General features: G+C 56.7%; 24 protein-coding genes and 1 pseudogene. 12 read left to right on the forward strand and 13 right to left on the reverse strand.

Going from position 1 to position 21922, the window contains the following annotated elements:
* Position 1 precedes the first annotated feature (1 nt).
* From GGD40_RS27330 to GGD40_RS27345, 4 genes are read right to left on the reverse strand one after another with little or no spacing between them, the layout of a single operon-like run.
* The gene (locus tag GGD40_RS27330) at positions 2-829 is read right to left on the reverse strand and encodes a hypothetical protein (RefSeq protein ID WP_179745755.1); all 828 of its coding nucleotides are present in this window, start codon (positions 827-829) and stop codon (positions 2-4) included.
* Positions 829-2340 carry a TniQ family protein gene (locus GGD40_RS27335; RefSeq protein ID WP_179745756.1) on the reverse strand — a complete coding sequence of 504 codons (1512 nt, stop codon included), beginning with the start codon at positions 2338-2340 and terminating at the stop codon, positions 829-831. The genes GGD40_RS27330 and GGD40_RS27335 overlap by 1 nt, the downstream gene beginning before the upstream one ends.
* 22 nt (positions 2341-2362) lie before the next feature.
* On the reverse strand, positions 2363-4138 hold the full coding sequence (locus GGD40_RS37445) for a TnsD family Tn7-like transposition protein (protein ID WP_373565367.1): 1776 nt from the start codon (positions 4136-4138) through the stop codon (positions 2363-2365).
* Entirely contained in the window at positions 4113-5375 is a 1263-nt protein-coding gene (locus tag GGD40_RS27345) for a hypothetical protein (RefSeq protein ID WP_179745758.1), read from the reverse strand. The genes GGD40_RS37445 and GGD40_RS27345 overlap by 26 nt, the downstream gene beginning before the upstream one ends.
* Before the next feature lie 1081 nt (positions 5376-6456).
* Between GGD40_RS27345 and GGD40_RS27350 the strand changes: the two genes are divergently transcribed.
* The 5 genes from GGD40_RS27350 to GGD40_RS27370 all read left to right on the forward strand — a co-directional run bounded on the left by GGD40_RS27350 (position 6457) and on the right by GGD40_RS27370 (position 9008).
* Complete coding sequence (locus GGD40_RS27350; RefSeq protein ID WP_179745759.1) at positions 6457-7074, forward strand: DUF6471 domain-containing protein; 618 nt, start codon at positions 6457-6459, stop codon at positions 7072-7074.
* Positions 7075-7559: 485 nt separating this feature from the next.
* Positions 7560-7877 carry a BPSL0761 family protein gene (locus GGD40_RS37065; protein ID WP_257030603.1) on the forward strand — a complete coding sequence of 106 codons (318 nt, stop codon included), beginning with the start codon at positions 7560-7562 and terminating at the stop codon, positions 7875-7877.
* A gap of 264 nt (positions 7878-8141) precedes the next feature.
* Complete coding sequence (locus GGD40_RS27360) at positions 8142-8387, forward strand: hypothetical protein (protein WP_179745760.1); 246 nt, start codon at positions 8142-8144, stop codon at positions 8385-8387.
* A 137-nt stretch (positions 8388-8524) separates the two neighbouring features.
* Complete coding sequence (locus GGD40_RS27365; RefSeq protein ID WP_179745761.1) at positions 8525-8677, forward strand: hypothetical protein; 153 nt, start codon at positions 8525-8527, stop codon at positions 8675-8677.
* Between the two features lie 127 nt (positions 8678-8804).
* Positions 8805-9008, forward strand: a complete 204-nt coding sequence (locus GGD40_RS27370) for a hypothetical protein (protein ID WP_179745762.1) — start codon at positions 8805-8807, stop codon at positions 9006-9008.
* 828 nt (positions 9009-9836) lie between these two features.
* On the opposite strand, the gene GGD40_RS27375 is transcribed toward GGD40_RS27370, so the two are convergent.
* The 5 genes from GGD40_RS27375 to GGD40_RS27395 form a co-directional block, all read right to left on the reverse strand.
* Positions 9837-10202: a response regulator gene (locus GGD40_RS27375; protein ID WP_179745763.1), complete on the reverse strand. Its 366-nt coding sequence runs from the start codon at positions 10200-10202 to the stop codon at positions 9837-9839.
* A gap of 148 nt (positions 10203-10350) precedes the next feature.
* The gene (locus GGD40_RS27380; protein ID WP_179745764.1) at positions 10351-11895 is read right to left on the reverse strand and encodes an ATP-binding response regulator; all 1545 of its coding nucleotides are present in this window, start codon (positions 11893-11895) and stop codon (positions 10351-10353) included.
* Positions 11896-12278: 383 nt separating this feature from the next.
* Positions 12279-12596 carry a transposase gene (locus GGD40_RS37450; RefSeq protein ID WP_218901321.1) on the reverse strand — a complete coding sequence of 106 codons (318 nt, stop codon included), beginning with the start codon at positions 12594-12596 and terminating at the stop codon, positions 12279-12281.
* 254 nt (positions 12597-12850) lie between these two features.
* Positions 12851-13261, reverse strand: a complete 411-nt coding sequence (locus tag GGD40_RS27390) for a response regulator (RefSeq protein WP_179745765.1) — start codon at positions 13259-13261, stop codon at positions 12851-12853.
* Positions 13262-14274: 1013 nt separating this feature from the next.
* Complete coding sequence (locus GGD40_RS27395; RefSeq protein WP_179745766.1) at positions 14275-14712, reverse strand: response regulator; 438 nt, start codon at positions 14710-14712, stop codon at positions 14275-14277.
* A gap of 729 nt (positions 14713-15441) precedes the next feature.
* Here GGD40_RS27395 and GGD40_RS27400 point away from each other — a divergent pair.
* Positions 15442-15732 (forward strand): hypothetical protein, encoded by a 291-nt coding sequence (locus GGD40_RS27400; RefSeq protein ID WP_257030604.1) that lies wholly within the window; start codon positions 15442-15444, stop codon positions 15730-15732.
* A gap of 97 nt (positions 15733-15829) precedes the next feature.
* Here GGD40_RS27400 and GGD40_RS27405 read toward each other — a convergent pair whose 3' ends face one another.
* Positions 15830-16237, reverse strand: coding sequence for an Hsp20/alpha crystallin family protein (locus GGD40_RS27405; protein ID WP_179745767.1), 408 nt, complete (start codon positions 16235-16237; stop codon positions 15830-15832).
* A 13-nt stretch (positions 16238-16250) separates the two neighbouring features.
* The gene (locus tag GGD40_RS27410) at positions 16251-16691 is read right to left on the reverse strand and encodes an Hsp20/alpha crystallin family protein (RefSeq protein ID WP_179745768.1); all 441 of its coding nucleotides are present in this window, start codon (positions 16689-16691) and stop codon (positions 16251-16253) included.
* A gap of 242 nt (positions 16692-16933) precedes the next feature.
* Between GGD40_RS27410 and GGD40_RS27415 the strand changes: the two genes are divergently transcribed.
* The 4 genes and pseudogenes from GGD40_RS27415 to GGD40_RS27430 form a co-directional block, all read left to right on the forward strand.
* Positions 16934-17317 carry a hypothetical protein gene (locus GGD40_RS27415; protein ID WP_179745769.1) on the forward strand — a complete coding sequence of 128 codons (384 nt, stop codon included), beginning with the start codon at positions 16934-16936 and terminating at the stop codon, positions 17315-17317.
* A 180-nt stretch (positions 17318-17497) separates the two neighbouring features.
* Complete coding sequence (locus GGD40_RS27420) at positions 17498-17773, forward strand: GlsB/YeaQ/YmgE family stress response membrane protein (RefSeq protein ID WP_179745770.1); 276 nt, start codon at positions 17498-17500, stop codon at positions 17771-17773.
* A gap of 67 nt (positions 17774-17840) precedes the next feature.
* Positions 17841-18008 carry a DUF2934 domain-containing protein gene (locus GGD40_RS27425; protein WP_179745771.1) on the forward strand — a complete coding sequence of 56 codons (168 nt, stop codon included), beginning with the start codon at positions 17841-17843 and terminating at the stop codon, positions 18006-18008.
* Positions 18009-18253: 245 nt separating this feature from the next.
* Positions 18254-18632, forward strand: a pseudogene (locus GGD40_RS27430) (YciE/YciF ferroxidase family protein); the annotation flags it as partial.
* Between the two features lie 55 nt (positions 18633-18687).
* On the opposite strand, the gene GGD40_RS27435 reads toward GGD40_RS27430, so the two are convergent.
* Both GGD40_RS27435 and GGD40_RS27440 read right to left on the reverse strand, forming a co-directional pair.
* Positions 18688-18906 (reverse strand): hypothetical protein, encoded by a 219-nt coding sequence (locus tag GGD40_RS27435; RefSeq protein WP_179745772.1) that lies wholly within the window; start codon positions 18904-18906, stop codon positions 18688-18690.
* 511 nt (positions 18907-19417) lie between these two features.
* A complete protein-coding gene (locus tag GGD40_RS27440) occupies positions 19418-19627 on the reverse strand; it encodes a hypothetical protein (RefSeq protein WP_179745773.1) in 210 nt (69 codons plus the stop codon).
* A gap of 182 nt (positions 19628-19809) precedes the next feature.
* Here GGD40_RS27440 and imuA point away from each other — a divergent pair, with 182 nt between their 5' ends.
* Both imuA and GGD40_RS27450 read left to right on the forward strand, forming a co-directional pair.
* Entirely contained in the window at positions 19810-20517 is a 708-nt protein-coding gene (imuA, locus tag GGD40_RS27445; protein ID WP_179745774.1) for a translesion DNA synthesis-associated protein ImuA, read from the forward strand.
* Complete coding sequence (locus tag GGD40_RS27450; protein ID WP_179745775.1) at positions 20447-21916, forward strand: Y-family DNA polymerase; 1470 nt, start codon at positions 20447-20449, stop codon at positions 21914-21916. The genes imuA and GGD40_RS27450 overlap by 71 nt, the downstream gene beginning before the upstream one ends.
* Positions 21917-21922 lie beyond the last annotated feature (6 nt).

The following is a 21922-nucleotide window of genomic DNA, read 5'->3' on the forward strand; positions in this document are numbered from 1 at the left end:
ATCAAAATCCCCACGGCGCCTTTTCAGGCTCGTTACGAAATCGGTACTGGCCGTCCGCTGTAAGGCGCAGCGGTGCGCGAAGCTCAAACGAGTGGCGATGGTCTATCCGAAGATATCCAAGATATATCGCTGCGCAAGTTAACCTGAAGGCGTGGTGTTCGTCAGCGCCCAGCTTTTTCGCGAGCGTCCCTAGTATCTCGTTCAACGGTTTCTCCCGTCTCTGAGATTTCCAGAATGAGGCGACACTCTCCGCATCATGGGAAAGACTGAAAACGTCGCTTCTCCTGATGTGTTTCAGGATGTACTCGTAGTTGTCGTACTCGACAAAATGGAAATAGTCTTTCGATATACATTCCCACGTACCATTGATGCTTTCGTAAAACGCCGTCTCTCGTGCCGAGCGTCTAATCACATCGGGCTTTTGAAAGTCATCGAGCGTAGCCTTGCAGGAGACGCCATGCTGCAAGAACGCTGAACCACAGTCCGACAGATAGACGACGTCGATATCGATTGTCGCAGCGAAGTGCGCCCAGATGGGCTCTCCCGCCGTGTACAGTTCAATGAAGCGCGCCGCATCATAGAACGGCAAATGCGTGCGAATTGCTCTTACCCTCGTATTGAAGTCTGCGAAATGCAGAGCGATACGCTCCGTTTGTGAGTGGTATACGCATGTCCCTTTTATGCCGACGTAAATACCCGATTCCCCCGTCTTGCTGTCGGTTGGTCTCTTCGTCTCAGGCAACCGGTAAGGGAATCCCCGGCTATCTACTTCCGGCATTGAAACGCCTGTCAAATATGGTGCAATCTGGGGTTGTTCAAAGAATCTCATCAGTCAAGAACCTCCCGTTGACACATCGATTGACCTGACACCCAGCTCATTTTCTTCCGCATCATGTACTGCTGACTTGTTTCTTTACACTCTTTAATTGCAGCCAAAGTGAACGGCATTTCTTGCGGGTACACAAAGATGCTACGATGGTTTTTCAATCCATCAATCAGGCGCGCCTGCGTGATTTTAAACGGCGGCGGGTTGCGGTTGAACTCAGCACGCCTCCTTCGAATTTCGTCCGCAAAAAATGCGTCCCGCCTCGCGATTTCCTCGCGAACGCGCGCGAGGTTGCGACAACTCTTCTGGCGAGCGGGCAGAATCTCCTCAACGATGTCGGGGATAAAGCGGTTCAAGGTATTGATAGAGTGTGCGACTGAGATACGCGCTTGCTTCCTCGTTGCATCAGGATGCTGCTCGAAAAACGACCTGAGTTTTCGCATGTGACGTCCCACGAGCTCGTCATTGACAACGCTCTCGGGCTTCCTCACTTGTTTTTCTGTTGTGGCTATCAATTTCTCGGCGGTGAAAGTTTGCGCATCGTGCATTTCGCTTTTGAACTCTTCTAGTGAGTCATACAGCGCTGCAGTGAGCACCGCATTGTGTATCGGGTTTCGGAGTGGGCGTTTGCCTCGCAAGAAGTCAGGCAACGCGATTGTATGGACCTCCAATCTGTGTCTTTTCAGTACGCCAGGGTCAAGCCGCTGGTGCAACAGTTCTTCCAGGCGCTTTTTGCGTACGAAGCTGTCGGTGACCAGACCGAGCGTCTCTGCTTTTCGTCTGAGCACGAATTGTGTGTGCCTAGCGTCGAGGGACAACTCGTCGGAACAATCAAAAAATGCTGAAAGCGCCTCAGACACACGAATTTCAGTCCCCGCAACACTGTCGTTCCCAACGTCCATTCGTGTCACGAGGCTTCCACCGCATCGGCAGAACATGCTGAGAGCTTCGAAAGTATCGGCCGGCATATCCTGGCGGCGGCAATTCAGGCACGTAGTCAACAATGGCGCCTTGTGCTTGGAACAGGCCGCGAGCCTCGAAAACATCCAAGCTCGTCTCACGAACGCCCTGCGCTGCACGTTTTCATCATCCCGCAGACACGCAGGACAAATTCCTACACTCCAGAACAGCTCTGAAGCTTGCGAGCCGTATCTCCGCTGGACCTTGCAGGACAGTCCAGCTTTCATCGCGACGGCGGAAACGGGGCTCAAAGCCGTATGGCGATGAACCTCTTCATAGTCGGCGGTGGGAAGGGTCAACTTCAGGGTAGGAAGTATGGTGTTTTGCTTAATAAGTTGTTGCGTCGAAGGCAACGCGCCGCCGATAGCGGCTCGAATGGTCTCAAGGCGTGATGGGAGCAACGGCGACGTTCTTCGCACATCGAAGCGCACCCGCTCAATCAGGGTGCGCGCTTCTTCCCCGCCTGCAAGGATTAACATGTTGTGGAGGTAGCTCGAAAACGTTTCGTCTTGAAGTATGGGGAAGATTCTTGCGCTAAGATGCAAACCATTCATGCGTTCTGAACTTTCCGGGATTTCAGCTCTGGTCCAATCTTGACCGTGTAATTCTCAGCCCTGCACGGTGTAAGGCTTTCCATGGCGCACAATTTCCTTCCGTTTCCATGAGTTCGGCTGTAGCTTCGGCGACTCTCCGCCGAACGAATTGCAACTCCGTCTCGACGACGACATCCAAGAGAGCCTTCGTTTCGGGGCCGCATACATTGAGGTAGAAGTCCGACAGCCCCGTTTCAGTGACAATCCGCCGGGCGGAAAGTCTGGGGGAGTGACGGCTCTCGGTCTTGGTAGATAACTCCCGGATTGCGGCTTGAGCCTCTGATTCCATCATCCTCGGGCGTGGCGATATTGCTTTCTTCGTCGCTACACGGCTGCCTTCACTTGTGTACTGACGTATAAAATTTCTGTCAGCGCGATATGCTCGCGCATAAAGCGCAGGATTCTGTCGCCGCAGTTCTGAGACAGTGAGAGGGCCGCACTCTGAAACAGCGGCTGCCAGTGATTTACGCACATTGGCAATGTTTTCTGCTTTCCTCATCTCAGCGGTGGACTTACTAAGACCAGTTACTCGCAAAGTTCGATAAATGCTGGAGGCTGACATTCCGAGTGCCGTCGCAATTGCACCGACCGATTTTCCCGACCTATAAAGGGTCTCTATTTCGGCTCTCACAGATTCGGTGAGCAGTGATGGCTTCAGTCGAACCGTCAGCCCGAGTTCTTGCGCGCGCGTGATGAAGGTGTTGACCGATACTCCAACTAATCTGGCTGCAGCCGTAGCCGACGCGCTCGCTTCGTGACAGTGTCGCATGAACGCTTCGGGTATCGGCTTTCGCCCCTTTGCGGTTGCGGCCTCTGTATTCCTCGACGAGCAGGCCACGCCATTCAACGACCAATTCAATAGGCAATAGAGGACCGGATGTGCACAGCCAGCGTCGTTCATCAGGCAGTTCATGGTTCGACGAAGCAATTCCTCATCATGGCAGACAGTGTCGAGCCGCGTATCTAAGAACGACTCTGTCTGAAAGCTATGATGAGCCTTCATGAATTCCTGCCACCGAACTCGCCCACGCTCTGTGACAAATCCGCGTTCGAGCATCAGCGCTCTGAAGTCGTGGACCAAATCATCGCTACTGCTGCTTTCAACGAGCCGCCGTGTCCGCAGAGCAAACTCCGCGGTTTTGCGGTGACTGCCAGCGGCCGCCGCGTATATGCATTTTTGTCTGAACAAGGCTCGATTTGACGATTCGTTCAGCAGACAGCCATGTTCTGGGCAGACTGATATAAAAGGCGCGTGGTGGACCACTAACGCCGGCGTGCAACCCATCAGCGTGAGATGCATCTCGTCACACGCTGGGCAATGCAATACTTCGTAGGGACTTGGCTCTAGGTTGATGGGTAGCCGGCACGGCCGAATCGGGCCCGGGTGGCCATAAATAAGGCGTGAGCGAACGCGTCTTCGTGTGGCGGCTTTTGCGCAGCAGGTCCAATAGCCATACAGCGTGTGGCCTTGTTGTAGAAGAGCGTCCGGTGTCGCTCCAGTTGACCGCAGCACTTCAGACAGCTTTATGAGAGGCGAAGGCATGGCTTCCAGTGGGCGACCTTGTCGACCCATCTGCGCTTGATGCGACCAGAACTCGGTGCGGTACCCAGCGTCAACTGCAGCGCGCCGCAAAAAGCTCGGCACCGTCTCGCCGGCTATGAGCGTCGCCGTCCGCAGACGAGCGAACTCCTCAAATGCCGGGTGTTTCGTCTTGCCGGGTCTTACAGACATATCAGACTCCCATTTCGCGATAGACATCTAACGATAGGAAATCCGACCACGCCGCCCCGTCTTGCTTCTTTCCTTCCGCTCGTGACTTCGCAGACAAAGTCGTGCAAAGATAGGACGCTACGCGCTGCAACTGGTCCGTTTGCTTCCTCATTGTTTTTGCGACGTCGGGCAGCAGTTGCTCTGGCGTTGCCTGCGGTTGGCGGACCGCTGCGACATGCAGGAGACGATAGAAGTGGTTCAGCGCCTCACGACTGCCATGCGTGCACATGACGGCACAGTCCAGAACCGCATCGGGGACCCGATTTGCCGGTTGCCACGTGAGGCTTTGATTGAATAAGTGCAAGTTCACGTTGCCGTGGAAGCCGCTCGAGATATCCAGCCATTGAATTTCCTCATATCCACCGCTGGTGAGGCTTCCGAATACTGGACCCATATGAACTACCTGTTCGTAGACGGGCGCGGTGCAGGTAAAGATGACGGGTATCCCCGTGAAGCCCATAAATTCCTGCAAGAAAAGCAACAGTGTCTCCGACTTCGCAGGATGGAAATTGCGAGAGAACGCACCGCTCACAATCAGGATGCCAACATTGACAATGCTGGCCAGCGCCATAACAAAGATTGGCCTTGACGTCTTCTTCGCTGTCGGGCGAAACAACGTTTTAAAATACGACGCACGTTGCAGATTTCCATCGAAAGTTGCGACGAAATTTGCGTAGAACTGGTCGACAGTCCCGCACGATGGCCACTGGACGGTCATCACCGGCCAATAGGGGATATCTCTAACGTAGTTCAGAGAAGGGCCGAGGACCTCCGCCGCGCGCTCGACGAATCGAAGTCCCGCTGAACCTGACGCGCAGCAGAGCAAGAACCCTCTTCCAGGATACTTAGCTTTTGGCATTGCGACGAGATTTGCCGACTGAACCGCTTTTGCAAATCCCGCGTATCGCATCGCCGCAGCAGGGCTGAGCGGGTCAGCATGTAACCAGCTGGTTCGAATGGCATCATGGAAGTCACCGAACAACGACTCCTCCATCTTGGTCGAGTAAAAGCTGGAGTCGATTTGGTGAAGCAGGCTCAGTTTTTCTGTCGGTGACTTCGCGTACGCTTCTGCGGTCGGCACCACTCCGGCCGTCCGCAGCAGTTCTCCGGCTCGCGTGCCCTTCGGTCGCTCCGCATAGGCCTCGACCAACGGATTGCTCCTAGCGATTGCGCCAGAATAGCTCTGAATAGCGCTTACCGGGTTGGGGGATGTGAGATTGCTCATCGCACTCCCCGATTGCAGGACGCTTCAAGCACCCAAGCCATCGCGTCCGCGAAGTTAGAAAATGCACACGTTACGCAGCTAGGACTATGCTTTTGTTCTCTCGAATCGAGCGCATGTTGCGGGTGATTTGTGCCCGAGTTGCGCAAATGTCTTTCGACAGACGCCTTGCCGTCTTGACATCTACCCTGCATCGCATCGGACAGAGCAACCTGCAGCTTGCCCGCCAATGGGTTTTTGCACGGCACAATGCGCTGCGCAGCGTGCATATAAAGGGGCGAACGCTCGGGCCGAAAGGACGTCCCCAGGCTGTCGGTCTCCGCTGCGAGATACCTCTGGTGACGCGCTTCGCCTTCGTCGTTCAGCCGTGAGCGGGAAGGGCGAAGACGCATAAGGACGCGGCAGCTCGCACCGATAGGTTGATGAATCCGTACTGCAAAATAACGCTGTGGGACGCGCGGTAGGGAAACGCCGAAAGGCGTGACATTGCGGGACGTGCGATGTTTGCCCAAGGGGCAGTGGATTATAGTCGGCATGTAGTTCTCTGCTTTGGCCCGGTGCTACCAAAAGGAAACGGGCAGGGGTTGACGCGGCTCGCCCCATATGAGAACCTACGCGCGCGACCACGTTTGGTGTGCCTCATAGAGGTGTGCCATAAAAGCGGAGGCTCGGGTGACAGCCCGACCTCCGCTTTGTCTTTTGCACGGTCAGTTAGTGATTTGGCTTTTTCTGTACGCGAACTCCGTGTGCCGCACGCAAGCTCTCCAACAGGAGAACTTCGCGCTTGACAAAACATGTCTATGAAGTATAATAGGGTCAAATCTCCGTCAGGGCGGATGTTACCGTATTCGCCGCCCGTTTCGCAAGTCCGTCTTCACGCCGGATGTGCTTGCCGCCCTGCCAGCGTACCCTCGGTTGTATCCCCTCCTATTCGACCTACCTTAGCAAGCTATGTCGCCACACCTTATCGTCCAGTCCGTTTATGACGCATACCGGGCGAATTTCGTTAAGGTGGCTTGGCGCGTGAAGCCGTCGTCACGCGGTAGCTAGGCGATTTACACCACACTCAATACAATCGAGAGCAGTGAACAGAAGTACCCGTTCGCTAGCATCTGCGACCGTCCAGGCAAAAATATTTTTGGCGACTTTTATGTCGTTTACGGTAGCTCGTTTTTCTCCAAATGCAAGGGGTTTTGTGAGCGAAGAAGATACGCATTGGACTAATCTGGCCTCCCGTGTTGTCCGCGTTGCGCTCGCACGCAAGGATTTCAGTTATGCAGCCCTGTCCGATGCTCTTGCCGCCCTTGGCATCGCAGAAAGCGAGCGTTCGCTCGCCTCTCGGGTCTCGCGCGGGCGAATTAAGCTCGCGTTGCTATTACAAATTTTATATGTGACTCGCGCCAAAACGCCCCGCTTGTGGGGCCAAGCAGTTATTGCCGAAGGTACGTGGGAAGAGCGTGCCGCCGCTGTCATTTTGGCGGAACTGACTCGCCACCCTACTGTGACTGTTTCGGAGTTGGCGCACAGACTAGTTTTGCTAGGCGCCGACCTCACTGAGAAGACACTTGCCTCCCATCTGTCGACCGGAGCCCTTTCACTACCCGCTTTTCTCCAGTGCATCGTCGCACTCGGCAGCTCAAGCTTAGACAGCTACGTGGATTACGAAGACCTTGTTCTGGCCGTTGCCATAGACCGGCGATGACCGACCTTCCCTCAGAAGTACCTTGCCAATTTCTCAACGAGAACTAGACTTGTATTCAGCGATTTTTATCGCCAATTGCACCTCCCAACCTGGGAGGCGGATAACCTTACGCCGTCACTGATTGTCTGCTGCGCCAGAGTACACATCGCTGGCCAAAGCCATCGGGGGAAAGCGATGCCAATTTGGAGACCATGCCCAACTTCCGAATTTCCGAAGGTTCTGCTGTCACGTTGGCGCATATTCGAGACTGAGGATGGCAGCCAGCATTTCGTCGGTGTCGACATGTTCGACTCGTCAGGACGCGTCAGCTCCCCGATAGTGACGTTTGACCCGGTCACGATGCGGGGCACAACTCAGACGGGCCGAATTTATGAGCTGGCCGGCAGGAAAGGCTCATCGTTGAATGCCGAGTACGTCTGGATGAGGTGGTGCGAACTGTACGAGGTCACGTCGTACACCGACATCACCCCTGCTTGACGGAGCTGATGATGACGACCCCGCATGAGTGCACGAAATCCGTAACTGATACCCGAGAGCTGTTGCAGATGTTCGCGTCTGCCGACGAGATAACCATCGGCGGTCTCGTCCAATCGGTGGCGCTTGGCCTGCTCAGGCACTACCCGCTCGAAATCGACCTCGACGTGTCGGCCTTGGCATTGCCCGGAATCTGGGACCCACCGAAACACAAGCTGTCTTGCTCACCAGCAGCCTCAGAATGTCTAAGAGGCACTCCAAGCCGGGGCGATGCCGGCGATATTCGCAATCAAGGAGAAGATGATGACCAGCCGGCGTGTGGTTCCTGACGATTTCCCAAGGGAGCCGGCGCTTTGGACTTCTGCCCGGTGCACAGCCCAAGCTTCTCGTCCGCGAGATGAACGGGCGGTGCCACACCGGTCTTACAAAAAAGAGCTATGGACCCGTTATGACGCGTGCGAAGACTTGGCCGTTGAGCTCGCGAAGTACGCGTCGCGAAAGATGTCTGGCCTGTCGCGGGACGACGCACCTGGGCGAGTCTAGAAGGGTCTGAAAGCGAAGGTCGGCGGCGACCAGCGGTGGAGGTGTTCATCATGACCGTTGAAGAAGCAGCGAAATATCTCTTCGTCGGTCGCTCTCATATCCGCGCTCTTCTCGCGTCGGAGAAGCTGCTCGAAGTTTTGCCGAGAAACCCGTTCGGCGAGGTCGAAATCGAAATGGCTTCGGTACAGGCTTACCGGGCGCGGATAGACGCCGCGCAGCGGGCATGGCTGGATGCGCAGACCGAAGATAACGACCCGGTCGGGTCCCAGGCTCTCCGCCGACCTCCGCCCGAATGATTCCTGGCTCGCATATCGCCACTGCCGCTATCTGGCCCTAGCGACATCAGGCGGCTCACCGCATGGTCAAAGCGACTACGAGCGCCGCACCATGGTTGAGGTATCCGACCGCCATCCGAACCACAGGGAGGTAAGACATGAAGCGGCTTAACCCTTTTGCTGAATGGCTACTCCACTTCGCTTCATCACAGAAGAACATCGACCGGGTCGCGATGTGGTTCGGTGGCGGTGTCTCGGTTCTGGCCGCGACATTTACCGTCGCTGTTGTTGTCATGCTGCTGCGCAGATGAGCTATGCCAGGGAAAGACATTGGGCGCCGACGGCTTCCCAAAATGTCTTTGCGAACAGGCAGGCCCGCCAGCGACGTCCGGCCGCTAACCGTGCAACCATTGCCTGTCGGGAACGGAGGAGCGACACATGCTTTCGGAAAATAATCTGGACCTTGAGATTGCGCTTCGGAAGATTCACGAACTGTCTATGGCGGACGGCGATTTAGGGTATGCATACTGGCGCGACGTCGGCCAGCTTCTACAGCGCGCAGCGGGCATGCAAGCCGAAATAGATTCGCTTGCAAAGGAGCTGGAGGGATGTCGCGCGATGCTTGTTCGTGCCACTGGTTGAAGCTCAGGTGCCACGCCGGACTTAGGTGCGGATGCATGGACGCGTAGCCCCGTTATTGCCATATGGTTCTTGATTGACGCGGGAAATTTCCGATGCGTCATCACACTAGGTATCGCGCGCGCACTGTCCTTCGTAGCCAACGACAGCCAGTGCGTTGACTGAACCTGAGCCCGTTGTAACCTACAAGAAGCAGCATAGGATGGCCCCTGATGTCGTGGCGCCAAGGGTTCGCTAGCGACTTGCTTCCCTGTTACCTGTATCTCGTGAGGAGGCGAAAGACTGTCCATGTTCGCAGGTTTTACCTCACGCAGCGGTAACGTGGTGCAGCGCCACCGAGCGCTGCACCACCGTCACTGAGCGACGGTGTCTGCCGGCAAGATAACGATTACGAGCCGTTTGCCTACAGCGGGAAGGTCATGGTCGGGTATCGGGGTGAAGAAGGGTTTAACTCCAGCCCGCACGACGCGCTCAACGTCTTGCAATTAGGCGAGAAACTCTTCGGCATCAACGAAGTGAGCCGCCGCGTCAAGGCCTTTAATAGCACCTGCGCGATTCTAGTCTGCGGCCCAGCGTGCTGCACCAAGGTCCTCCGCCGCCTCATTGATTGCGCTCATGGCCTCCGGCGAGAACTGGGCAGATACGTTGACGCGCAACTGCTCGGTCGCGTCCAGGAGGCCTTGCAAGACCTCTGCCGATTGCGCATTGACCCATGCATCACGTGGTATCCGGCCGACCAACTCGTTAAAATCAGACTGTCGTCTACTCAGCTGTTAGTACTGACTACGCTGCGGCCAACAAGCGGAGCCTGCTCGCTAGCTAATTTCGCTGTCACCGGTCTTCAATCACCCGGATGACGTCTTCCAGTGTGACCGGCTTCGTTACGTGCAAGGCAAAACCTGCGGCTTTTGCCTGTTGAACATCTGATGCGCTGCCCGAGCCGCTTAACGCAATCAATCGGGTTCTTGCAAGCGACGGGTTTTCTCTCAATTTCGTCGCCAGTTGTAGGCCGCTCATTTTTGGCATGCGTTCATCAATCAAAGCGACGTCCGGGATAAATGACTCAACAACCTTCAGCGCTGTGGCACCGTCGCAGGCGAGGCGGACTTCGTAACCTTCGAGTTCCAGTAACATCGACAAAGCTTCGACGACATCCAACTGGTCGTCAACGAGCAGGATTCTTTTCTGAATAGACATGGTGACTTTTCGAACCGGAGGACATGGATTGATTCTGGTGCAGTTGACAACGGTACGGTTTCGCGGTTTGCCAAGGTGTCCGGATGCCTTGTATGAGCCAACCTGGACCGGGCAATCGACGCCACGACAATGACTACGTTCATGCAAATTATCGGAATACAGCGCTTGCGAGCAAAGTAACCAGCTTATTCGACTCAACCGGCTTTGCAATATGGCCGTCAAAGCCCGCCGCGTGGGCGCGAAGTCGGTCCTCTTCGCGAGCGAATGCAGTCAGTGCAAACGCCGGTGTCTTTATGCCGTTGTTGCGGAGTGAGGCAACAAACTGGTATCCGTCTTCATCAGGCATGCTGATGTCAGAGAAAATTGCATCGACCGTGTGGCGCGCAAGAATCTCACGTGCATCCTGGGCTGACGCAGCCGCATAAACCGTAAGATTCTCATGCCGGAGGATTAGAGAAAGTGCCTCCAGTGAATCTACGTCATCGTCAACCAGAAGGACTGACAAGTTGCCTGAGGACACGCTAACGCTGTCTGTGCCGACAGATGCGTCATCCGGCGGCATCGCAGATACGATTGTTGGCAACGTGACCGTGAATCTGGAACCGAGCCCAAGGCCGTCGCTTTCTGCAATGATAGTGCCTCCGTGCATCACAACCAACTTGCGAGCAATCGCTAGTCCGAGCCCCAGGCCGCCATGCCTGCGTGTCGTGGACCCATCGACCTGTTCGAACGCGGTGAATATCCTGTCGAGAAAAGGCGTAGGGATTCCTTCTCCGGTATCCGCTACACAGACCTTGACCTCGTTGTTTTCTTCCCAGACTGATGCTGTGACTGTGCCGCTCGGGGCTGTGTACCTCAGGGCGTTGCTGAGGATGTTGCCAAATACCTGACGCAGGCGCTGCCTGTCACCCGAGACAAAAGCCGTCGGGCCCAGGCGGCGAACAATGTTTATGTTCCTGTGTGCGGCGAGTGGCTCGATTGCCTGCAGTTCGGCTTCCAGAGTGTCCGCCGGCAACACGTCTTCCCGGTCTATCTCGAGCTTGCCGGCGGCGATGCGGCCAGTGTCAAGTAAATCGTCGACCAGGCGTGTCTGCGATGCAATGTTGCGCCGGATAACCGCGATGCAATGGTTGACGAAAGCGGGCTCACCGATGCGCCGTTCGAGCAGCTCTGTCCGCATCTGCATAGCGGTTAAGGGGGTGCGGAGTTCATGAGACACAGTTGCAATGAACGTGTCCTTCAACGCATTGGCAAGTTCGGCATCGCGTCGCAGCAACTGCTCGTGCTCGAGCAGCCGGTTACGCTCCCGCTCAAGGCGTTTCTGGGCCGAAATGTCGATAGTGATGCCGTCGAAGCGAACCGGCTGGCCCGCGTCGTCGTAGCGGGGGCGACCTTTGGCTCTTATCCACCGGATTTCACCCGCTGGTGAAAGTGCCCGGTACTCGATGTCGTAACCGGTACCGTCGAAAACGGCAGCTTCTACGGCCGCGCGCGTGCGTTCACGGTCATCCGGATGCAGCCTTGAATAGAAGAGTTCAAAATCGACCTCAGCGTCCGGATGCACCCAGAAATGTTCGGCGCATTTCGCGTTCCAGTAAATTCTCTCCATCGGAACGGGCACGTAGAACGTACCAATCTCCGCGGCTTCAATGGCAAGCGCCAGTCGCTCGTTGAGCTCCGTTGCTAATTCCAATGACGAATCTATACCCGGCGCTGGCATTTCTTTTCTACTCCTTGAGGGTAGGCTCGCTCAGTCTGGCTTGCTCCGCTGAAGCGTGTGTTTGTTAGCCTGGCGCTCGTCTCGACCACCTCCCGCAGACGTCGATGCCGCGAGACGTGACGCAAGCCAGGCGCGGCCAACACGACGAGGCTGGGTCCGTAGTGCTCGTTGCGTTTAAGGTAAACATTCCTCCATTTCGGGAAGAATGATGCACACGCTCGATATTTACAAGCTGCCGCGACTCTGGTGACGTCACGTCGGCGCCTGATGTCTGCATGAGGCCCCGTGCGCTTCCGCTAGACCGACGGTCAGCACTGGCGTGTATGCAGGCATTGGTGACTCATATGACCAAAATGCTATGCGGTCGGGCATCCGCCCGGGGTCGCCGGCTTTTGAGAGCGTGACTCTGCAGTCTTGGCTTCCAGTCCGTAGATTTTTAGAACCTGGTCAAGGACGCCGGCGCGCTTCCATTGCAGTTGCTTGATATAACACGTCTGCTCCGGCGGAAAGGACGCCGGCAGATGGTGCCATTTTTCACCGTTGACGTGGACCCAGAGCACTGCGTCAAGAATTTGCCTGGCCGGCCGGGCAGGACGTCCAAATCGGGGAATTGCATCTTCCGGGAACAGGTGAGCAACCCGGGACCAGTCTTCATCGCTTAAAGGAACGTTCATAGCCGTAGTCTGAGGTCATATTGCAGAGTTTACGGAGCGCCCTCCCTCCCGTTTAACTCGATTGCATAGCGCCTGGAACGGGATGGCCTACTTGTCAGGAGATACGCAGGGGCATCGAAAACGGATGCGCATAAATTTTGCACAGGCCGGTCACGGCTACTTGATGGACGCCACGGAAGAGCCGTCTGCTGCGGCAGCCGTCAACAGTTTGCCGGACATCAGTGTGCGTGCCGGAAGCCTCAACGCGGCGTTGGCTACCCGCCTTGGCGACGCTTACTGTTGATGAGCTGAAGCCTTATGCGGCGGGCGTTCTGCTCGTCTTCGCAAAGCTGTCTTGCTGTGGTCAGAAAGAGTTCGAGCGAGCACGGCTTCCGAAGAAAAGCGTTCCAGAGAGCGTCGTCGGGCAGCGCATGGACAGAACTGTGAACGACGATTGGAAGGCTTGCCAGGCGGGGCTGCAGTCGCATCTGACGACACAACTCTGCTCCGCCCATAACAGGCATTGTCCAGTCAGTAATCACAAGGTGCGGGAGATGCTCTGCGAGACTTGCAAGCGCTGCGCGACCGTTGTGCGCACATCTGACGTCGTATCCCTCAGACTCCAGGATAAGCGACCAGGCAGTGCTGACATCAGGCTCATCGTCTACCAGAAGTATCGAGTACATTTCGAAAATTTTTAACTAACCCGACGCATCTTTTATCGGCTGAACAGCTTGGTTCCGCAAGCGGTTCAGCCCCCGAACCCTTCAGGTCAGCCGGTTGCCGGCCACCTCAGGGCATTATTGCAATCAATGTAATTTCTTACTGTAAAAGTGTTTCCTCGCGTGGTGAGCCTGCTTGCCAGCCGGCGCGGGGAATTTTTTGTCAAAAAAATCCAAGATGGCTTTAGCATTTATCGTACCGGTAAGCGAGACCGACGAGATGGCAGCGGCGCAAGTGCGCTAGCATCATTGGTTCGCTCCTCACCGTAGGTCAGCTCGCGTTTGCGCTTGACGGGATATTTCGCAGCGTCACAAGCCATCATCTTTGGTGCGACGAATACCGAAAAGTTGATACCTAACAACGGGCAACTATCGCTCGAACCGGCGGGAGGCTCGACAAAGCCGACTCACGCTGTCGTCGTCATGTCCATTGATTTATCAAGAGTGCCCGCTTGATTTTGGGGCGACGGAATCAAGCTTTCAACTGCTCACGCGCCTGGAAGATAGCTCTGCCAGCGAATGGACAAAAAATAGCCCGCACGGGGCGGGCTGAACCATATCGGCGGGGACATGGAGGAGACGTTGGAAGATGCTACCGCGAAAGTATCGGACACAAAATATTGCCGACGTGATTGCGACGCCCGTCAGGAAGCAGGTTTGGGATATGTCGGCAGGTTGGGTCCCTCACTACAGAGTGCCTGGTCGCATTTTCGCGAGGGATGAGGGCGTCGCCGTGTGGCCGCTACAGGTATTACAGATGGAGAAGGTGAGGCCGCCGCATATAATTCCGGATGTTGAATCGTTTGGACTACATATTGAAAGGAATTCTGTCAAACTTACTTTTGTCTGGCGCACGTTCGATTTAAAGCGTAGCTGGCCTACCGGTAGTGTTCGTTGTCCCGCACTGCAAGGACCGGCGTGCGGTGATTTACTCGGACCTGTTGTATCTGATGGGCTTCCGGTTACGCTGCAGCTAATTAGGGCCAGCATTTTGATGGCACCGGAGCCAAACGTGCTTCGGCGTCAAGCGGCGTGAGCGAATTTGTGACTGTGCCCTTAAACCGTCTCGCCAGCAGCCTTTTAACCTTCGACTTCAAGGTGAGTGGGGTCACCGGTTTGCGCAAATAGGCATCCCAAAGCTTCGTTTCTACGACGGGGAGGGGAAGAGCCGAAACCATCACGACCGGTATGAGGGCGAGCGCCGGATATTTTTTCAGTCGTTCACAGAGACCAACTCCGTCCAATTCCGGCATAGTCCAATCGGTGACAATCAAATCAGGTAATCGTTTCGCGGCTGTTAGGAAACCCTCCACTCCGTTCTCTGCCGTCAGTACGCGATGCCCAAGCTCCTCCAGTAAGAGTTGGAATACCGCCCGGATTTCAGCCACATCCTCAACCAGCAAAACCGTCCGCATGGCATACGTCCATGAATTTTTTCAACGATTGCGCAATAAGTGTACCGATGCCGGCGGCAGCTAGCCGAAGCGACCCAGTTCCCGAAGAACGCCTCGTCAGAAACTTCGCCTAAACGTCATCGCCTTGAAGGGTATTCTGATTCAACTCGAACTTGGCGACGTCCTTGCGGGGCAAAAGGTTGTGCGTGAGTCGATAGAAACCGGCCGCCGGAAGGACAACGTCCGAGCCGCTCAAAAGGCCCGAGTGCTGGCCTGAATGCACTCTACCAATGCGTGCCGTCGCAGTTGCAAGCGGCCACTCAACGCATGTGCACCTCGCCGAAAGTTCGGCAATCGAACACTAGCGGAGGCGTGATGAATTGCACCATTTTTTGCTACCCTACAGGTGTGGCGATAGCGCTCGCGCTGCACATCCAGGCTAAATGGTTGGAGGCACCATGCACGACGCTGACGTAGCAATCACGCTGATGAACCGCTGGGAGCAGGCGACTGCCGGGCCTCATCGGGCCGCATCGGTTCTGGAGCTGCTGCATGAAGGCGGGTTGCGGTTCATGCGTACCCAAGGCGTAGTGCACGAGTCCTCAGGCGTAACGGGCGACGCCAGGGAGATAGAATGTCTCGCGTTCGATGACGGCTCAACTGCAATACGTTTTCTGCGCTCGCACCCCAATCGTGACCTCACGCCATGGGCTGCGGTCGCCCCACTCCGACGACTTCAGGAACACTCAGATGGACTCGACAGTTGACAGCGTAACAGGCGAACAAATCCAGTTCACGCCTGCCATCTATTCCGAAGACGACGGCGTGCTGTTCTCGGCGTACGACACAAGCTTCGGTTACCACGCATTTGCTTTGTCATATGAAGCTGCTTGCGAGCATCTAGGCGCACGCAATCAGGAGCGTGAGCAAGTCCTGCTCGCTTTTCAGCTGAATCACCCGAGGATTGCCCGCGCCATCAGGACAAAGGCATTGCCGGCGGACGGCCGACGAGTTGTCCTGGAGGCGGCAGACTTCGCCTGATACGCGCGGGCGTCGGCAGACGGCGAGCTAGCGTAAATCCGGGCGTGGGTGGGCGGCAAGCCGCCCACCCTGTTTACCCTTCCAGGAGGATTGGTGCCTACTCTGCACTGACCTCAATCCGGCGTGGTTTAGATTCTTCACGCCGAGGGATAGTCAGTTTCAGGACGCCGTCCTTCAGGTTTGCCTCAATGCGCGAGGTATCGAAGTCATCGCTAATTGTGAACCGTCTCTGAAAATACGGTGCACGCACCTCGGCGTGAGACAGCCGGAGGTTAGGCGCCGTCCTGATGACCGATTCAGCCTCGATGGACAGATTGCCGTCATGCACCTTGATATCGAGCTTATCCCGCGATACGCCCGGGAGGTCGGCCCACAGCGTGACGGCATGATTGTCTTCAAACACGTCAACCGCAGGCCTCAGCATCTGCCGCCGCGATGCCTCCTCTGTCTCCTGACGGCCCACGTTTTCTTGCTCGCGTTGGGCAATCTGATTTGTATCGCTCATGGTGTCACCCCCATCATTGAACAGTAACGGAACGCGGACGCGACGCTTCGCGCTTCCCAACGGAAACCAGCAGGCAACCGTCAACGTAACGCGCCTGTACGCTGTCGGGGTCGGCGTGCTGCGGAAGCTCGATAACGCGGCGGAATGAACCGCTAAATCGCTCCTGGGCGTACTGGCGCCCCGCCTCGGCCGACGCGCGCTGTGAAGGCTCGCGCTCGCCGGCTATCGTAAGTAGCCCCTTGTCGATGGACACGTCGAACTTTGAAGCATCAAGGCCGGGCGCAAACGCGACAATCTCTATCGACTCATCGGTCGTGCCGATGTTGACAGGTGGAAAAGCCCCTGATGCGCTCGAGCGCAGGCTCGAGGGGAAACTTCCAAACACGCCGGACATCTGTCGCTGTAGCCGGTCCAGTTCGCGGAAGAGGTCGGTCCCAAAGTAAAGGTCACTCATGGTCGCATTCTCCTAACGCGGCAATGAGACGAACTGGCTTACGCGGTCCAGTTCGCTTGCCATCGCCGCAGAAAAAAAGTTGAAACATGCAGCGCCCGCGTATCCACGGCTTGCTGCCTGAGCGATTCCAAAATAGTAGGTCGCTCAAGATTTTCAAGGGCTCGACGACGAAAAATTTTGGCCCTTGAAAAGCACGCTGACGCCCATAAAATGCCGACACCCGCTTCAATCTGGAGGGCACTATGGAATTCGATACAGACTGGAAAACCATCGGCCGGCATCGGGTCAGACTACGCTCGACCCAAGGGTTCCCGACCAAAACGATACGACAGATGGCTGAGATTGTTCGCCTTGCTGTTGACAACAACATGAGCGCCCGCGCACGCATCGTGGAGATTGTCCTCAGACAGGAGAAGAGCTACGACATCACGATTGGCACGACGCTGGCGGAGGACCGCATCTGTGCGCCGCAACTTGAAGCGGCGGTCACAACGGTGATGGGTTTGCATCCCGAACAGGTGAACATTTTTGTTCAGACGGTAACCCAGGAAGAGGTGGACCTCCACTTCGGCGTGTACGAGCGGATGCTCGCGGAGAAGTTAGGGGTTGTGCCGCCGATTCAATAAGCTCCTTCGACATCTTCGACGCTTCACGCGGCGTCGCAAGACAATCTGGAACCGCGCGGACGTATTTGCGGTCGGCGTCGATGGGGCACGTACAGGAACGGCGTTTGCTTAAATCCTTCGCGTAGTCACCCGCCGGCCGCTTATTGCCGACCACCCGCAGACTAAACTGAGGAGAAGAATATGGACCCCGTTTCGCATGGAATCATTTTCTGGCTGATTATTGGTGGCATCGCTGGCGCTTTGGCCGGCCGCATTGTTGACGGTGGAGGCTTCGGCATCCTGGTCGACATCATCGTAGGGATTGTTGGCGCGTTTATCGGAGGATGGCTTGGCGGATTCCTCGGCTTGCATATAGGGAGTGGCGTCATCGGCTCACTGGTGACCGCGCTTATCGGAGCCGTCATCCTGCTTGCGGTCCTGCGCCTGTTTAGCGGAGGGCGGGCGCGTTCGCTCTAACCTCTCGCGGGAAAACGTCCTGACAGCAACACCCCAAACACGTTGGACAACCTATTGGAGTTCGGAAATGGATATGCCGGTTACCGAGGAGCAGATTCGCACACTTGCGTTTTACCTTTGGGAACAGGACGGAAGTCCCGACGGGCGCGCCGAGGAGTACTGGCAGAAAGCCCGGCAGCAGTTGGACGGGCAGGACGCAGAGTCGACCTTGCAACAGACAGAAGCGGGTTTGTAGAACCCAACCGTCGCAGACATAGTCATCGATGCGGACGAGCACGTGACTACCGAGCCGCGAACATCGCATCATTAGCTCCGGTAACTTTGCAACACCCGTGACCCAACCAGGCGCCCCGGAGTTCCAGCGCCGGCGCCGTTGAAAGACGGGCATGTACCAAGACGGAAACACTGCTTGCGGAGCTGCGCGCACGCCGCTTTTGCTTGCGATTGCGATTGCGGTTCATCATAGAGCGAAGGAGGGAGATGCCAACGAAGACATTCAATGCTTCGTTTATTCATTCGCTGTCCGACATTTATAGCGCCGGGAGGCAGATGACAAAGTCGCTTCCCAAGATGGCACGGGCGGCGACCACGCCGGAACTCCGAACGGCGTTCGAAACTTACCTTTAAGAAACGCAAGGCCAGATTGAAAGAATTGACCAGGTTGTCGAAACTTGCGCAATCAAACTCAAGCGGGGTTGTGCGTCGCCATAGAAAGCTTGGTTGAGAAGGGCCAGGAGTAGATTGAAGAAATCGAAAAGGGCCAGTACTGAACACCGCGCTAATCGCTGCTGCACAGAAGGTGGAGCACTACGAAATCGCAGCGTACGGCTCATTGATAGCGCAGGCAAAGCAGCTTGGCCGGTGTTTGACGGCGCAACTGGAATGAATTCGTGTTCGGCTCGAGTCCAAAACGTCTACCTGTGGCTATCAATCCACGCTCGCGCCCACTCCAGGCCCGCATGCCGCGCTTCCTCTTCGGAATCGAAGTAGTCGAGGATGCCGGAAGATTCGACCATCTTGCCGCTCAAGGTTATCGTCCCGCTGGCCGCATAACGCTCCGGTTCGAGAATGCCATCCTGCTGCAGGATGGCGTGCCCCCAAACGCTGTAGCCATGGTAGAACTGCGGCTCCATCAGCGAGCGACTTCGGCAGATGCGCCGCGCCCGGTCACCCGAAATACATTGCCTTCGGGAGTTATCTGACGAGGAATCTCAGACATGTCCGGTTCTTTCGCCGGCGCGACATCTTGCATGCGGCGTTGCTTTGCCACGAGACTTGGCGCGAATGTCGGCATGCGCCGGGCATGCACCTTGACCGCGTGCGGAACCGTATGTCGGTGACTCGCAAACTTGTGTTCAGCCTTTATGTGCCGGGGCATAGTCGCACGTGCCTCTGGCGGATTCCAGATTTCCGTACACGTCCCGACCGCGAACGCACTCGGCGTAGCAGTGGCTACAAGTAAAGCAAGTCCAATTCTCTTCACAGTTTCTCCTTGCATATAGCTCGGTTCAGCCACTCTTAGCAGCCAAGACGTTGGCTAGGCAACCGACGTGGAACCGGACCCGTCGGCGCGATTGTTGCGCAAACGGATTGCATAGTCACACCTTTTCGCGGTCTTCCCCCCGCGTGTGGCATCGACTGTCCCTACTGCTTAAGACGTTGCGTATCGATGCCGGCTTTCTTTAGCGCAGCGTCAATCTGCGTCAGTTCCGTGCCGAAATCAAGTGCCCATTCTTCGCCGTCACAGCGCACTGTCATGCCGTTATGCATCGAGATTAGGAGGCGCGCCTTAAACAATGCGTCCACAAGCTTTGATTCCCGTTCCGATTCCCGAACCCACTCGCCCGCTCTCATGATGAAGTCTCCCTCTGGATGAAGCACGCCGTCCACATCAACGCCCGTGCGAACGCATCGTCGGCATTGCACGGGCTGCTTCCGACCACACCCGTGAACCAACCCGCATTAAAAAGTGCCAGTTCTCTTGCGTAGATTTGCGTGTACGATACTGTATAAATATACAGCTTTTTGAGCCGCCAATGTCCGTCGCCAACGTCCTTGCTGAAGAGATACATCCGTCCCTCTGGCGGGCGTCGCAGCTCGCACGCAGCCGCGGAAGGGTTGTCGAGACTGGGTATCCGGCACTGTCGGCGGAACTGCCGGGCGGCGGGTGGCCCGTTGGGGCGTTGGTGGACCTGCTGGTCCAGCAGGCGGGCGTAGGCGAACTGCGCCTGCTGCGTCCAGCGCTCACCGCCGCAGGAAATCGGCCGGTCGCGTTCGTGCAGCCACCGCATACTCCAGACGGCTTGGGGCTTAGCTACATCGGGCTGTCTCTGGACCAGGTGCTTCGCGTGAACGCGCAGAAAACTGCGGATGCGCTCTGGTCGACGGAGCAGATTCTTCGCGCAGGCAGTTGCGGAGCGGTGATTTTCTGGACGCAGTACGCGCAGGCTTCGTCGCTTCGGCGATTGCACTTGGCTGCCCAGTCATCCGAGACGTTGTTCGTGATGGTGCGGCCACTGGCTTCCGCGCAGGATGCATCACCGGCGCTGCTGCGGCTTGCGCTCAGACCATCATCTGACGGTCTGACCGTGGACATCGTGAAACGACGAGGGCCCTCTCGCGCAGAGCCCTTGTCGATTCCTCTCCAACCAACCCCTGTTCTGCTTTCCCGACATGCGCGTTTTTCTCGCCGTTCACCTGCCGAAGTTGCCGCTCGAGGTCTTCAGACCGAAGTGGTCACCTGAGCCTGCGCACGGCAGCGCCGTGCTCGAGAAAGACAAAGTGGTCATTGCAGATGCCACGGCGCGTCTGGCCGGTGTGCGGCTCGGAATGAAGCGCGGCGGAGTGCTGACGTTGTCGCCCGAGACTGAGATGCATGAACGCGAAATAGGTCGCGAAGGCGCAGCGCAGCGCGAGGTTGGAATCGCGCTGATGCGCTTCTCGCCCGAAGTCGCGCTGCTCGACGAAGCAACGGTCGTCGTCGAAGTCGGTGCGAGCTTGCGTCTTTTCGGCGGCCTGCTTGTGCTGAGTCGTGAGGCGAAGGCTGTCCTGGGTGCCCTCGGCTTCACCGCACGCATCAGCGCAGCGCCGACTGGCCAAGGCGCCTGGTTGCTCGCAAAGTATGGGAATCGGAGAGTGTTGAAGCTTGCCTCGCTCGAGCATCGTCTGTCCGCATTGCCAATGACAGCGGTCCCCGAGGTCCGTCCATTTTTTGACTGGTTCAATGGCCTTGGCTGCGAGACTATCGCAGACATACGACGCCTGCCGCGTGCAGGACTTCAGCGTCGATGTGGCGAGCACCTGCTGGACTCCCTCGACCGTGCCTTCGGTAGTGCCCCAGAGCTGTTCGATTGGCTTGAGTTGCCACCGACATTTTCCGCGCGCATCGAGATGCCGGACCGACTCGAGCACGCGGACGGAGCGGTCTTCGCTGCGCACAGACTCATAGTCCAGCTATGCGGATGGCTCTGCGCCAAACAACTTGCTGTCACAGGCGTGCGCCTTTCGCTCGAGCATGAGCGTGGGCGTGATGCCATTGAGCCAACCATCGTCGACATCGCGCTGGGCGAGCCGACTTGGCGCGAGGAGCACCTGGTCAGACTATTGAAAGAACGGTTGCATCGGATTGAACTTGCCGCGCCGATGATTGCCCTGTGCCTTGACGCCACGAACGTCGAGTCTGCGGCGCCAGCGTCTGACACGCTGTTCCCTGAACCTGGTGGCTCTAAAGAAGACCACCAGAAACTGCTCGAACTGCTTGTCGCACGGCTCGGAGAAGATAACGTCCTGCGGCCGGCGCCCACGGCCGACCATCGTCCCGAAGTTGCAAACCACTGGATTCCAGTTTCGCAAAAACGAAAATCAGACACGCTTCCAGAAGGTCTGCCAAGGCCTACGTGGATGCTCGATACCCCTGTCCGCCTGTTGATGCGCAAGCACCGACCGTTTTATGGTTCGCCGCTGCGGATGGTGTCGCCCGGTGAGCGCATTGAGGCCGGCTGGTTCGATGGCGAGCTCGTCACGCGCGATTATTTTGTCGCGCAGGGAGAAGACACGAGCTGCTACTGGATTTACCGGGAGCGCGTCAGCAGTCGTGACGCCGAAGAAGAGCAGCGCTGGTTCCTCCACGGCCTCTTCGGGTGACGTGCT

The sequence above is a fragment of the Paraburkholderia bryophila genome (assembly GCF_013409255.1).
Classification (GTDB): Bacteria; Pseudomonadota; Gammaproteobacteria; order Burkholderiales; family Burkholderiaceae; genus Paraburkholderia.